General features: G+C 38.7%; 9 protein-coding genes. 7 read left to right on the forward strand and 2 right to left on the reverse strand.

What is annotated here, in order from left to right; translation table 11 throughout:
- Nucleotides 1–95 precede the first annotated feature (95 nt).
- From AC3B6B_RS02185 to AC3B6B_RS02200, 4 genes are all read left to right on the forward strand, one after another.
- Nucleotides 96–1,799 (forward strand): glycoside hydrolase family 3 protein, encoded by a 1,704-nt coding sequence (locus AC3B6B_RS02185; protein WP_489757075.1) that lies wholly within the window; start codon nucleotides 96–98, stop codon nucleotides 1,797–1,799.
- Nucleotides 1,800–1,959: 160 nt separating this feature from the next.
- The gene (locus AC3B6B_RS02190) at nucleotides 1,960–4,773 is read left to right on the forward strand and encodes an alpha-L-rhamnosidase (RefSeq protein ID WP_489757076.1); all 2,814 of its coding nucleotides are present in this window, start codon (nucleotides 1,960–1,962) and stop codon (nucleotides 4,771–4,773) included.
- Nucleotides 4,770–5,426, forward strand: coding sequence for a beta-phosphoglucomutase (gene pgmB, locus AC3B6B_RS02195; protein WP_489757077.1), 657 nt, complete (start codon nucleotides 4,770–4,772; stop codon nucleotides 5,424–5,426). Before AC3B6B_RS02190 ends, pgmB begins: the two co-directional genes overlap by 4 nt.
- A gap of 575 nt (nucleotides 5,427–6,001) precedes the next feature.
- Nucleotides 6,002–7,399 carry an amino acid permease gene (locus AC3B6B_RS02200; protein WP_489757078.1) on the forward strand — a complete coding sequence of 466 codons (1,398 nt, stop codon included), beginning with the start codon at nucleotides 6,002–6,004 and terminating at the stop codon, nucleotides 7,397–7,399.
- Between the two features lie 145 nt (nucleotides 7,400–7,544).
- Here the strand turns inward: AC3B6B_RS02200 and AC3B6B_RS02205 are convergent, their stop codons facing one another.
- Complete coding sequence (locus AC3B6B_RS02205) at nucleotides 7,545–8,132, reverse strand: SGNH/GDSL hydrolase family protein (RefSeq protein WP_489757079.1); 588 nt, start codon at nucleotides 8,130–8,132, stop codon at nucleotides 7,545–7,547.
- A gap of 95 nt (nucleotides 8,133–8,227) precedes the next feature.
- On the opposite strand from AC3B6B_RS02205, the gene coaA reads away from it, so the two are divergent.
- On the forward strand, nucleotides 8,228–9,157 hold the full coding sequence (gene coaA / locus AC3B6B_RS02210; RefSeq protein WP_489757080.1) for a type I pantothenate kinase: 930 nt from the start codon (nucleotides 8,228–8,230) through the stop codon (nucleotides 9,155–9,157).
- A gap of 230 nt (nucleotides 9,158–9,387) precedes the next feature.
- On the opposite strand, the gene helD is transcribed toward coaA, so the two are convergent.
- Complete coding sequence (gene helD, locus AC3B6B_RS02215) at nucleotides 9,388–11,676, reverse strand: RNA polymerase recycling motor HelD (RefSeq protein WP_489757081.1); 2,289 nt, start codon at nucleotides 11,674–11,676, stop codon at nucleotides 9,388–9,390.
- Nucleotides 11,677–12,853: 1,177 nt separating this feature from the next.
- Here helD and trpS point away from each other — a divergent pair.
- Both trpS and AC3B6B_RS02225 read left to right on the forward strand, forming a co-directional pair.
- A complete protein-coding gene (gene trpS / locus AC3B6B_RS02220; RefSeq protein WP_489757082.1) occupies nucleotides 12,854–13,870 on the forward strand; it encodes a tryptophan--tRNA ligase in 1,017 nt (338 codons plus the stop codon).
- A gap of 237 nt (nucleotides 13,871–14,107) precedes the next feature.
- A complete protein-coding gene (locus AC3B6B_RS02225; RefSeq protein ID WP_489757083.1) occupies nucleotides 14,108–15,418 on the forward strand; it encodes a Sapep family Mn(2+)-dependent dipeptidase in 1,311 nt (436 codons plus the stop codon).
- Nucleotides 15,419–15,426: the final 8 nt, after the last annotated feature.

Here is a 15,426-nt window from a genome sequence, read left to right on the forward strand (position 1 = left end):
AACAGAAGATTTATACTGTTTAACCATAGTTGGATGAAATTTTCTTCGTTACAATAAAATCGTTATATGATTAGAACCTGATGGAGGTTGATGAAATGGTTGATTTAACAGCAAAGCCTTATAACTTAACACAAGAACAAATTACTTATGTTCAACAAAAATTACAAGCAATGAATACTCAAGAGAAAATTGGACAGTTATTCTTTGTCATTGGTCCCGATGAACAAACAACAGATCTCAAAGAATTTATGCGCAAGTATCAACCTGGTGGGGTGATGTACCGGCCTGATCAAGCAGAAAAAATTAAGCGGGAGTTAGAAACGGCGCAAACTAATAGTAAAATTCCGTTATTGACAGCTGCTAATTTGGAATCTGGTGGTAATGGTATTGTCAATGAAGGCACTTGGTTTGGCACACCACTGCAAGTAGCCGCTAGTGACAATCCCGAAAATGCGTACCAATTAGGTAATGTTGCCGGTAATGAAGCACATCAAGTCGGAAACAATATGTCCTTTGCGCCAATTGTAGATATTGATAATAATTTCCGGAACCCAATTATGAATACGCGGACTTTTGGGAGCGATAAACATCGGGTGATTAAGATGGCTCAAGCTCAAGTTAAGGGCTTAAAAGATGCCCATGTGATTCCGGTGATTAAACATTTCCCTGGTGATGGCGTGGATGAACGCGACCAACATTTAGTTAGTTCAGTGAATTCCTTGTCTAAAGATGATTGGATGAATTCTTACGGGCAAATTTACCATCAATTAATTAATGATGGTACTCCCGCAGTCATGATTGCGCATATTATGCAACCGGCTTGGGAACGGGCCTTAGAACCTGGAATTAGTGACCAAGACTTACGGCCAGCTTCGAGCTCCAAGTTGTTGATCGATGGTTTGTTACGGAATGTTCTTCAATTTAATGGCTTAACCATCACTGATGCAACACCGATGATTGGTTACAATGCTGCCATGGCGCGCAAAGATTTATTACCAGCGACGATTAATGCTGGGATTGATATGATTTTGTTTAATAAGAATATTGATGAAGACTATGCATATATTACACAAGCAGTAGCCGATAATGTGATTACACAAGCACGTTTGGATGAAGCGGTGACCCGAATTTTGGCAACTAAATTAGCGCAAGGCATTATGGACACTAACGGTCAATTTTGTGATGCAGTACCCGCCAAGTTAGATTTGCAACTAGAACAGCATCATCAAGCAACCAAAAAATTAGCTGATCAATCAGTCACTTTGGTCAAAGACCGTGACCAATTATTACCAATGACGCCGCAAAAATATCCTCGGGTCCGCTTAGTGGTTTTAGGTGATAGCGATGATGGCGGCTTTAAAGAAGGCGGTAGTGTTACTGATAGCATTATGAAACAATTACAAGAGCGGGGCTTTGAAGTCACTTTATTTGATCAAGCACACTTAGACTTTCATGAAGTTTTTGAAGAAGGGGTTGCTGATTTACAGCAAAAATTTGATTTGGCTTTATATGTAGCGAATATTGAAACTGCCAGCAATCAGACAACTACACGGATTGATTGGGTTCATTTGATGGCCGCTGATGCTCCGTGGTTCATGAAGGCTATTCCCACAATTTTTGTGTCTACTGCTAATCCGTATCATTTATTTGATATTCCCAATGTCTCAACTTTTGTGAATGCTTATACTGGCAATGCTGAAACCATCCAGGCAGTTTTTGATAAATTAACAGGTCAAAGTGAATTCAAGGGCATTAATCCTGTCGATCCATTTTGTGGCGACTTTACTACAAGATTGTAATAAATTGCTTGTAACAGCTTGATAAATACGTTCTAAAGAGCAAAAGTCTCTGTCTAACTACGCCAAATTAAAAGTCAAATTCAGACTTTTGAATTTGTCTAGGTTAGCTTTAGCCTTTTACCCGCTCTTTTTCGCAGCTTAAGTTAGGAGGATGACCAGAATGGAAATTACGAATATCTTAATTAATCATATGCAACAACCACTCGGCTTTGATTTGAGTGATTTACGAATTGAATTTCAATTACAAAACGTTGCTACTCAACAACCGGTGCAAAAAAAATTAACTATTACCACATCTAAACAACAGCCCGTTTATGAAAGTGACTGGCAAGAATTTAGTGATAATTACTTTACAGTTCAACAAGCTTTAACCCCCCGCACCCGTTATGATGTCACTATTGAGGTGCAAGCAGGCACGCAGACTGCCAGAGCAACTAGTTGGTTTGAAACGGGCAAAATGACGGAAGCCTTTAGTGCTGCTTGGATTGGTAATCAAAATGTTGATTTACAAAATACTTTATTGAAAAAACAAGTTGCCATTGAGAAGCCGTTAAAACAAGCGCGCTTATATATTAGTGGTTTAGGATTATATGAAACATATATTGATGACCAAAAAGTTGGCAATGAATATTTAACACCGGGTGTGACAGCGTATGATCAGTTGGTGCAAGTGCAAACTTACGATGTAACTAAAGAACTGACAACGGGGCAGCATGAGTTACTCATCTCGTTGGCTGATGGTTGGTATAAAGGTAACTTTGGCTTTGATGGTGGTCAAGATTGTATTTACGGTAATCGTCAAATGGCGATTGCGGAATATCATTTAGATTATGCTGATGGCACTCACGCAGTAATTAAGACAGACACAGATTGGCAAACGACTGCCGGTAAGGTAATTAAATCGGCCATTTATTACGGTGAAGATTATGACGCTACTAAAGAAGTGACTGATTGGCAACCGGCAGTGGTCATTGACCATTCGAAGGCTATTTTAGCAGATCGCTTGAGTTTACCAATTACCGTCCACCAACAATTAACGCCACAATTAATTCAAACGCCAGCTGGTGAGCAAGTGCTAGACTTCCAACAAAATCAGGCTGGCTGGTTAGAATTTTATAATCGTGAGCCAAAAGGTACCAAGATCACCTTTGAAATGGGTGAAATTTTACAAAACGGCAACTTTTATCGCGATAATCTGCGCGAAGCCCGAGCTAGTTTTACCTATGTTTCGGATGGAACGACTGGTTGGGTGCGGCCCCACTTTACGTATTTTGGTTACCGTTATGTGCGTGTTAGCGGCAATACCCAACCGTTACAAATGACCGATTATCAAGCTGATGTTTTGTATTCCGATATGCAAGATACCGGCTCCATTACGACGAATAATCAACTAGTTAACCGCTTGTTCCAAAATATTATTTGGAGTCAACGCAGTAACTTCATCGACGTCCCGACGGATTGCCCACAGCGTGATGAACGGTTGGGCTGGAGTGGCGACGGTGAAATTTTCTCCGAAACCGCAGCCTTTAATATGAATGTCTTTGCTTTCTTTAAGAAATATGCGAAAGATATGGCAATTGAACAACAACAGCGCGGTGGTATGTTACCAATGTATGCGCCAGCTATGGGTCAAGGTGACGGCGGCGCGGCTGCTTGGGCTGATGCAGCCACGATTATTCCGTGGAATATGTATCAAGCTTACGGTGATCCAGCTATTTTGCAGCAAAACTATTCGGATATGAAATCTTGGGTTGATTGGATTAGCGCACAGACCACGACGCCCAACTTGTGGACAGGAACGTTCCAATTTGGTGATTGGTTAGCTTTAGATGGAGAAAATCCAGCTAAGCCAACTGGTAAAACTGATGAAGATTTTATTGCTTCTGTTTATTACTACTATTCCGCTACGATTATGGCACAAACTGCTCAATTGTTGGATCAGTCAGCCGATGCCCAAAAATACGGGGATTTGGCTAGCCAAATTAAACAAGCTATTCAACAAGAATATATTACGGCTACTGGCCGCGTGGCGATTAATTCACAAACGGCCTACGCCTTGGCACTATTCTTTGATTTAATTACGCCGCAACAAAAAGCACACGTGGTGGATGATTTAGTGCAACGTTTGAAATTAGATCATAATCATTTAACAACGGGCTTTGTCGGAACACCTTATCTGTGCCAAGCTTTATCGGCTAACGGTCAACATAAATTGGCTACGGAAATTTTCTTGAATGAAGACTTTCCAAGTTGGTTATATGCAGTCAATTTAGGGGCAACAACAGTTTGGGAACGTTGGAATTCGGTTCAAGAAGATGGCTCAATGAATCCGCAAGGAATGAATTCTTTGAATCATTACAGTATTGGTGCCATTATGCAGTGGGCTTATAAATATTTATTAGGCTTGACAGAGCATACACCAGGATTTAAAGAATTTACTTTTGCGCCACAATTTGATTACCGGTTAACTGATGTGCAAGGTCATTTCCAAAGTTCTTACGGTGAAATTAAAGTGCATAATCAAGTGGAAACTGACGCACAGCATACAATTAAGATTCAATTAACGATTCCATTTGGCGTTAGCGCTCAAGTACGCTTGCCCAGAGCTGAACAACAAACTGTTCAAGTTAATGACCAGCAATTTACTGGTGGCAATTTTGAATTGTCAGCGGGCACTTATCAAATCAGTTATCAACCCACGACAGATTATGTAGAACGTTATCAAGCCCAGACGACGATTAAAGCAATCATGGCTGATTCCGAATTAGTAGAGCAAATTTCCCAAATTGATCCGGTGCTTGACTACTTTAAGCAAAATCCCAATGAAGTTAACGGTGGTATGGGCGATATGAACTTAACTGAAGTCAGTGTCACCTTCCCATTTATTAATATTTCAACTGATCATTTACAACAAGTTAACCAATTATTAGCGCAAACGCCAATTTTAAGTGAACGAAAGCAGGGTAAAAAATGATTCAAGGAGCATTATTTGATTTAGACGGCGTGATCGCTGATACATCAGTTTATCATTTTCAATCTTGGCGGCAATTAATTGCCAATCATTTTCAAAAAGAATTGCCGGATCAATTAGAGCAACAAACCAAGGGTGTTAGTCGGGCTGATTCATTAACCGCTATCTTGAATTATTTGCAGATTGAAGTTCCAGAAACGGAGTTTCAAGCAATGATGGCGGAAAAAAATGATTTATATTTAAAATCATTGCAACAATTGCAACCTAGTGATACGTTACCTGGTATCGTGGCTTTTTTAAAGCAGTTGCAAAAACATCACGTTAAGATTGCCCTAGCTTCGGCTAGTCGCAATGCACCAGTGATTTTAGATAAACTGCAATTAACTGATTATTTTGCTGCAATTGCTGATCCCGCAAAAGTGCAAGCTGGTAAACCAGCACCAGACATTTTTTTAGCAGCAGCGGCAGGAATTAATGAAGATCCCCAGAATTGCATCGGGATTGAAGATTCTATTGCAGGAATTCAGGCCATCAATGCGGCGGGGGCTTTTTCGGTCGGTATTGGTGATGCTCAAGAATTAGGAGCAGCCAAATTGTTATTACCAACAACTGCTCAATTAGATTTAGCAACGATTGAACAGCATATGCCGGCTTAATGATTTCAATGAAGAGGTTGGGACAATTTAGTGAATGTTTGCTAAATAACTTTGTCGCAATCTCTTTTGCTTTTACATAATAGATACTTAAATATTAGAACAATAAGCTATAATATAGCAGAGAAATTATTGGGTAAAAGTAATGATTTTTCTGCAGGTTTTCTGCAGGTTAGTTAGATTTTTTGAAAAGTAATATTCATTTGCTTTCTATATAAAAGGAGAATATCTTTGGATTATTTGAATAAGTTATCTATGGAAAATGAAGCTCAATCTTTAGCTATGTTAGCAGCATTGCCGGATATACTACGAAAATATATCAAAGATTAAAAATAATTGATTTTTTTAATTTAATAATCCTTCATTAGTACCGAATTGCAACTCTTGTTCGTGAAAGTTATTAAACTAAAACGTTAATAGATTAAAAAACACTTTGCATTTTGGTACGTAGTTCGTTAAAATGTGGTAATTATTGTCGGATTGATGAATTACTGGTCAAACTTTATGCATATGAAGAATTTAAATTTCAAAGCAAGTTGTAAAAGTGAATTAATTAATTTTTAATTTGGAGGAGTGTTATGGCAAAAAAGCAGCAGGAACCACAGTTAAATAAATCATTATCACCCAATCAAATGCAGATGATTGCTCTAGGTGGAACTATTGGTGTAGGGCTATTTATGGGCTCAGCTTCCACCATCAAGTGGACGGGGCCCTCGGTGATGTTAGCCTATGCGTTGGCTGGTGGTATCTTGTACTTAGTGATGCGTGCTTTAGGTGAAATGTTATATATTAATCCGGTAACGGGTTCCTTTGCGGATTTTGCAACGGAATATGTCCATCCTTTGGCTGGCTATTTAGCAGCGTGGAGTAATATTTTTGAATTTTTATTAGTAGGTATTAGTGAAACGATTGCAGTGGGGCAATATTTGCAATTTTGGTGGCCACATTTTCCTGGTTGGGTTGCCGGAGTGATCGTAGTTGTCACATTGGCGTTGGCTAATCTGGCCTCAGTCAAAGCTTACGGTCAATTAGAGTCGTGGTTTGCCCTGGTTAAAGTATTGACGATTATTCTGATGATTATTTTAGGACTGTTGGTAATTATTTTTGGCTTAGGTAATCATGGTCATCCGGTAGGAATTAGTAATTTGTGGTCTCATGGCGGTTTCTTTACGGGCGGTTGGAAAGGATTTTTCTTCTCCTTGTCCTTAGTCATTGCTTCTTATCAGGGAATTGAAATTGTGGGTATTACGGCCGGCGAAGCCCAAGATGCCCAAAAGAGTATTGTGAAATCCATTAAATCGTTGATTTTCAGAATTTTGATTTTTTACATCGGGGCAATTTTTGTCATTGTGGCGATTTATCCGTGGAATGAATTAGGAAAAATTGGGTCACCCTTTGTTCAGACCTTTGCGAAAGTCGGAATAACTTTTGCTGCAGAAATTATCAACTTTGTGGTTTTAACCGCAGCTTTATCAGGCTGCAACTCGGGTATTTTTAGTGCTAGTCGGATGATTTATACTTTGGCGGAGAACGGTAGCTTGCCAAAGACTTTGACTAAAGTTTCGAAGCATAAGGTTCCTTATTTGCCCGTAATTATCATGTCTGGTGGAATCTTAATTGGCTTATTGTTAAATGATTTTGTGCCCACAATGCTACATTTAAAAACCAATCCGTTTGTTTTAGTTTATGGTGCCAGTGTGTTACCAGGGATGATGCCGTGGTTCATTATCTTGATTAGTCATTTACGCTTTCGCAAGCAGACCGACGCCAAGGTGTTGCAGGAACATCCATTTAAAATGCCGGGAGCACCAGTGACTAACTATATTGCGCTTTTTGGTTTATTAATTACGTTGGTCTTTATGTTTGTGAATCCAGAAACACAAATCTCCATTATCATTGGTGTAGGATTTGAAGTGTTGATGGTGGTTGTTTATTTGATTCAAAATCGTGGTTTACAACCGAAAACGTCCAAGTAGTCAAATTAAATTTACAGTGCTGTTGATTAATTTCAGGAGCACTTTTTTTGTCCTGATATTAAACTGAGACAAAATAAAAATGCTCGTATGAACGAACATTTTTTTATGATGCTTGATGAATGATTTTTTGTTTACAAGCTCCATATTAAGCGTCTTGGGTTTTGAGTTTTGCAGTAGTTAAAGCCTGCTTTAAGATCGGTTGTAATAGATCAAATAATAAATCAAAGCCATCCTCATTAAAATGTAAACCATCAGCTTGCAAATATTGCTGCGGATTATTTTGTTGTTGCATGCTTTTTAACAGATTAATAAACGGAACTTGCAATTTGTGAGCGACATGTTCTGCCGCCAAAGTAAATTGCAGTTGACGAGGCCAATTATGATTAAGATGATGGTGATAGTCAGTATACGGTGGCGATAAAAGAATTACTTTAGAAGTGCCGATGGTTTGAATTAAACTGGTTAGATTATTCGTGAAAAAGCCAGGTTTAATTTCATCATGAATAGAAACATCATTTACACCAAATCCCAAAATGACGATGGTCGGATCTAAAGCCACCAAATCGCGGTTGACATGAGTTAAGGCGTCAGTAGTTTTGTGTCCTGGAATAGAGAGATTAATAACCTCGTCTTCAGGAAAGGCTAGGGCGATGCGCTTGGTAAAGGTCTCGGTAACTTGATTGTGATATACTCCGCCGAGAATTTCGTCACCAAACAAAACAATTCTTTGCATAGCAAAACCTCTTTAGTTAAGTGTGATAGCGTTTAAAATTTTGATATAATAAGTGCTAAATATTAATTTAATCATATCATGAGTGAGGCAGTTAAATGCAAGATTTTATGAATTATAATGAATATTCACGACAACAATGGGCGCAATTTCACGGTGCTAATTTACAGACGGTTGATGCGGCAGATCTCCAACGAATCCGTTCAGTTGACGATCATATTTCGTTGACAGATGTCCGGGAAGTTTATGAACCGCTCCGACATTTGTTACATATCTATTTTAAAAATTATCAGCAGTTACTAATTAAAAAAGCTGACTTTCTAGGCAAGAAGCCGCATCCAACACCATTTATTATTGGAATTAGTGGCAGTGTGGCTGTTGGTAAAAGTACCACGGCAAGGCTTTTAAAAATTATGTTAGAACGTGCTTACCCCAAATATAAGATTGCCCAGATGACCACGGACGGTTTCTTGTATCCCAACCAAGAATTAGAACGGCGGCAGATTTTAAGTGAAAAAGGATTTCCGTGGAGTTACGATAATGAAAAATTACTGCAGTTCTTAGAAGCGGTCAAAGCCAATCAAGGGACCGTTACTTACCCATTATATTCGCACGAAATTTATGATATTGTTCCCGGACAGCAAGGAAAATTAGAACAGCCGGATATTTTAATTTTAGAGGGGATTAATGTTTTACAATTACCACAAAATCAAAACCTATATGTGAGTGATTATTTTGACTTTTCTATTTATGTGGACGCAGATCCACAACTCATAGAGCAATGGTATTTGAAACGCTTTTTAGGCTTTTTACAAACGGAAAAACAAAATCCTAACCCGAACGATTATTATTATCGTTATTTAAGTCAACCCCAGGAACAAGTTTTGCAGCAAGCCCATCAAGTTTGGCAAGATGTGAATTACAAGAATTTGGTTGAATATATCGCACCTACGATGAACCGCGCCGATGTTATTTTGCATAAAACGAAACAGCATTTAATTGACCGAATTTTTTTGCGGAAATATTAACTGCAGTGGTTGATCTAGCCGCTTCGGATGCTCAAAGCTTGCGTTTAACTACAGCTAAGAACTCAAGTCAAAAACCGACTTCAGTTTTTAGTTTAGGTTAGTCCTCGGCTTTTAACCGGCCCTTGTCGCAGTATTTTAATTAGCGCTCACAGCAGCAGAAGTTTGCGTCTAGCTACGCTAAAGTTCTCAAGTTTAAAAACCAAAACTTAAGTCCTTTATCTAGGCTATACTCAACTTCCAAGCGCTGCTGGTCGCAGTATTTGATATGTTTTGGGTTCTATCTTTTGTAAAATTTGTGGTAATTGATTGCGACAAAGTAAACTTAATTGGTGCATTGCTCTAGTAGCGATAGTATATAAAATGCCTTGATCGCCTAATGTGTGATAATTAGCATCACTAATGTCGTAAGCAATCACCGCATCGAATTCTAAGCCTTTGGCTAAATAAACTGGTAAAATTACTAAGCCTTGTGGGATTTTTAACGTTTCTTGTGAAAGTAGTTGATGCTTGAGTCCAATTTGTTCACTCAGTTGTTGGGCTTGTAGTTGCGTTTTCGTAATTAACGCGACTGTTTGGTACTGCTTGAGTAAAGCTTGTGCCTGTTGTTTAGCAACAGTGATTAACTGGTTGCTGATAATAATTGTTGGCAGGTGGCCGGATCGATTAAAAGCTTGAATTTGTGATCCGCTCGGAATCAATTGCTTAGCAAAATTAGTAATTGTAGCTGTGGAACGATAGCTTTGATTGAGGGTGATCAAACTGGTCTTCGAACTATTTAACAGTTGCGCAATCGTTTGAAAATGCTCACTCGGTAAGCCATCAGTTTGGTAAACATTTTGTTCAATGTCACCTACCAGTGTTAATTGAGCGTTAGGAAAAGCTTGGTGCAGGTACGCTAATTGCACATAAGAGTAATCTTGAATTTCGTCCACAAATAAATATTGAATTTGATGATTTTGTCCACGACCAGTAATCAGATGTCGTAAATATAAAATGGCAGTGGCGTCGTCTAAGTGGAGCTGATGTCGTTCAAGATGGTCATTAATTTCATTAATCATTTCTTGCCAAGCTGCTGTGGTAATATCAGTCGGTTGAACTTGCTTGAGCAGTTGGATATAGGTCTGGACTTCATCAAAGAAATAGTCATTATAAATGGCATCATAAAGTGGTAAATAATATTGCTTTAATAAATAATGGCTGAGAGCTTGTTGCTGTTGTGTTAAATCGGCGTCTAATAAGTCTTGCTCCTGCAAAATTTGTTGATATTGTTCATCACTTAAATTATCCAAACTTTCACTGACCCAATCAGCATTTTGCTGACTATGCATTAAATGCTTGACTTGTTTAATTAAATGATTTTTAGTTTTTAAATATTTGTCACCAGCTAATAAGTTTTTCGGCCAACTGGCAAAGATGTGACTAATGTCTTGAGCAGAAAAAATAATTTGGCCTTTAAAATATAAATTACTAAATACTGGCTGGGAAAGATAATCAGCGTAATGATCTAAAATTTTGACTAAGGCAGTACTTTCTTTAAATTGGCGGATTTTTTGATAGCTAATTGTTTGTTGCGCTTGGTCATTTTCAAAACGTTCAAATAAAGTTTCAACATGAAATCCTTGTAACCGTTGCGTCAAAAAGTCACTAAAAGTTACTTGGCGCATATTTTTTTCGCCCAGACTAGGCAATACTTCAGCAATATAATTGGAAAATAAACGATTGGGCGAAAACAGAATAATCTGATCGGCATCTAAATTTTGACGACTATGATATAACAAGTACGCAATACGTTGCATGATGGTTGAAGTTTTACCAGAGCCTGCCACGCCTTGAACAATTAAGATGTTGGATTTGGTGTCACGGATAATTTGATTTTGTTTGCGCTGAATAGTTGCGACAATATTTTGCATTTGCGCACTACTAGCTTGCCCAAGCACGTTTTGTAAAATCTCGTCACCGATCGTTTCATTGGTATCAAACATATTTTTGATTTGGCCTGCTTGAATGGAAAACTGCCGTTTGCGTTTTAAATCAACAGTCTGTTGCCCTAAAGGTGTTTGATATTTAACTGGACCCAAAGTGCCGTTGTAATAAATGGCGGCAATCGGCGCCCGCCAATCATAGATTAAAAAGTCAGCACCTTGTTCATCATCTAACGAAGCAATGCCAATGTATAAGGAATCGTCATCCCCCTCTTCAGTAATATCAATGCGTCCAAAATAAGGTGAACCTTGTAAATTGTGCAAGTTGGTTTGCTTTTTTTGTAAAATTTCTTCATTACTGGTAGCACTGTTTAATAATTGTTTTTGTTGCTGCGTGGTGGCATAAGTTTCCATGATATCATCAGTTTCAATATAGTTGGCCCGAGTGTTGGCACCATAATTGATTTCGACTCGTCGACGTTCTTTTTTAGCTTGCAATAATTTTTCTGAAGTGCTTTGTAATTGATCAGTAATTTGTTGTTCGACAAAATCTAAGTGTGCTTGTTCATCAGCTTGTGAATTATTAGGAAATGACATGATTGATCCTTTCAGTAAATTATTAATTGGCACTAAAATTAATTATTAAGAAGTTCGTTGTTAATTGTGATAAAATAACACTTAAGATTGATCAACTAATATTCTAAAATGAATGATGGCTGATACAATTCAGTACTTTGATGTAGTTTCATTACAATCACGTTAACAGTTAATGGAACATCTAACAAGTATCTATTAAGCGCAAAGTATTATTTAATTGGGAAATTAGAAACTGACTGGTTGCTGAAAAGTTAGCCCTATTATTTAAGAAGTGGAACTTAATACTAGATTATTTTAAAGTAAGTGGTAGAAATTTATTTCTGCAAAACAGGTGGTACCGCGGTCATTCGTCCTATTGTTCAGTGAACAATAGGACTTTTTATTTGGGGCGCAGTGTTTGATATAGCGCTCCAAGTACCAAAAGCCTGTGCCTAACTACGAATAAACCATCAAGTTAAAAACCACAACTTAATGGTTTATCCTAGGTTAGTCCGCGGCTTTTAAGCGGCACTTGTCGCAGTGTTTGATATAGCGCTCCAAGTACCAAAAGCCTGTGCCTAACTACGAATAAACCATCAAGTTAAAAACCACAACTTAATGGTTTATCCTAGGTTAGTCCGCGGCTTTTAAGCGGCACTTGTCGCAGTGTTTGATATAGCGCTCCAAGTACCAAAAGCCTGTGCCTAACTACGAATAAACCATCAAGTTAAAAACCACAACTTAATGGTTTATCCTAGGTTAGTCCGCGGCTTTTAAGCGGCACTTGTCGCAGTGTTTGATATAGCGCTCCAAGTACCAAAAGCCTGTGCCTAACTACGAATAAACCATCAAGTTAAAAACCACAACTTAATGGTTTATCCTAGGTTAGTCCGCGGCTTTTAAGCGGCACTTGTCGCAGTGTTTTAATTAGCGCTCCAAGTACCAAAAGCCTGTGCCTAACTACGAATAAACCATCAAGTTAAAAACCACAACTTAATGGTTTATCCTAGGTTAGTCCACGGCTTTTAAGCGGCCCTTGTCGCAGTGTCTTAATTAGCGCTCCCAGCAGCAGAAGGTTGCGTCTAGCTAAGCTAAAGTTCTCAAGTTTAAAAACCAAAACTTAAGTCCTTTATTTAGGCTATACTCAGCTTCTAAGCGCTACTGGTCGCAGTATATTATTTAATAAGGAGAAATTATTATGACAGGACATACAATTCTAACAGCAGATCGGCCAACCGGCAAATTACACATTGGGCATTATTTAGGTTCCTTGAAAAATCGGGTGCGTTTGCAAAACAGTGGTCAGTACCAAAGCTTTATCATGATTGCTGATATGCAGGCTTTAACTGATAATGCGCGTAATCCGGAAAAAATTCGGAACAGTTTGATTGAAGTAGCGCTGGATTATTTGGCAGTGGGAATTGATCCTAGTAAGTCTACTATTTTTGTACAATCACAGATTCCCGCATTGAATGAATTAACCATGTATTATTTAGATTTAGTTTCTGTCGCCCGACTAAAACGTAATCCGACTGTCAAAACCGAGATTCAACAAAAAGGATTTGGTGAAAGTGTTCCGGCGGGCTTTTTGGCTTATCCAGTTAGTCAAGCTGCAGACATTACCGCCTTCAAAGCAGATACCGTTCCAGTTGGCGATGATCAAGAACCGATGTTAGAGCAAACTAGAGAAATTGTGCGGACCTTCAACTCAACTTATCAAGCTGCAGTTTTGGTGGAGCCACAAGGCTTGTTTCCGCCTAAGGGTCAGGGACGTTTACCCGGAATAGACGGCAATGCCAAAATGAGTAAATCATTGAATAACGCCATTTATTTGTCGGATTCTGAAGAAGATTTGCATAAAAAAGTAATGCGTATGTACACAGACCCAGATCATATTCATGTAGAAGATCCGGGGAAAATTGCTGGAAATATTGTCTTTCAATATTTAGATTTATTTGGTCAAGATACTGAAAAAATTGCGTCCCTAAAAGAGCAATACCAACATGGTGGTTTGGGTGATGTGAAAGTTAAACGGTATTTGGAAGAAGTTTTAAATGAAGTTTTAACACCAATTCGGAAGCGTCGAGCCGAATATGCGCAAGATTTAGGTGCGGTTTATCAGATTTTACAAACTGGTAGTCAAAAGGCCAATGAAGTTGCCCAACAAACTTTGCAAGAAGTGCGGCAAGCCATTGGGGTCAATTATTTTAATTAAGTTTGAGAAAAAGTGGGGCTTTCAGCACCGCTTTTTTTGTATTCGCAATTACCAATCTCATTTTAGGACACGATATATTTAAAAAAATATCTTGTAAATGCTTTCGGAGAAGATTAATATTAAGCTCAAAGAAAAATAATTAATGGATTAGACCAATCTTATTTTTAAAGCCATAGGCATGAGATTGGCTTTAATTATTAATTACTAATCTGAAAATCCTGGTTGAAGGAGGATGTCATGTTTTCACCGAGTCAAGTGCACCAGAGAATTTACCAGCAACAAACTGATTTTTTAACTGACTTGCAAAAATTGATGCAAATTCCGAGTGTGAAGTCGCAAGCTCAACCGCAGGCGCCATTTGGTCTGGGACCACGGCAAGTGTTACAAGAGATAGTTCAACTAGCTCAGCAATATGGCTTTACAGCTAAGGTGGTTAATAACGCAATGGCTTATGCCCAGTGGGGCTTGGATAATCAAAATTATCAAGCCATTGTGGGCCATTTAGATGTCGTAGCTGCGGGCAATGATTGGTCAAGTGAACCCTTTGCTGTAACGCAAGTGCAGCAAATGCTGTATGGCCGCGGTATTTTGGATAATAAAGGGCCCAGCTTTACATGTTTATATGGTATGAAAATTCTTAAAGATTTGGGTGTGAAACCGCACCACACTATTCGCTTGATTTTTGGTTCTGACGAAGAAAGTGGCAGTCAAGATATTGCACTATATTTACAGCAAGAGGCACCGCCGACTTTTGGGTTTACCCCGGATTGTAAATTTCCAGTAGTCTATGGTGAACGCGGGATTGTTAATTATCAAATCACGACACCATTTGCGGGCGCTGAATTAGCCAACTTTTCGCAAATTAGTGGTGATCAAGCCAGTGATCATGTTCCGGATCAATTACAAGTACAAATCAATGGGCAAACCTATGCTGTTAAAGGACAAAGGTCACCAACTAATGCGCCGGAAATGGGGCAAAATGCGATTACTTATTTAGCAAAATTGCTTAATGAACAACAATTAGTAACAGGGCATTTAGCCCAATACTTTCACTGGTTAGAACGAAGTTTTCATGAGCAACACTATGGTGAAGGGCTCAATTTAGTGTTACACGATGAAGCGAGTGGTAAGTTAATTCAAACGCCATACAGTTTACAAAAAGACCACCATAATTTGGTGTTAAAAGTCGCAATTCGCTACCCAGTTTCATTTACCGAGCAACAAGTAACTGCTGGCATGAAGCAAGCATTATTTTCTGGGAGTCAATTAACAATCATTCGCAGTTTGCCGAGCGTTTATCATGATCCGAACGATGCGAGAATTCAACAATTATCCCAAATTTATCAACAAGTGACGAACTTGGATGCTACGCCGGTAACGACAACGGGGGCAACTTATGCCCGTGTGATGCCCAACATTGTTGCTTTTGGCCCGTCATTTCCAGGCCAAAAAGGAATTGCACATAAACAAGATGAATGGATGAAACTAACGGATCTGTTAACCGTTATGGAGATCTATACGCAAGCAATTTATACCATGACACGGTAAGAAAGGAA

The organism is Bombilactobacillus sp. ESL1197, from assembly GCF_058107145.1.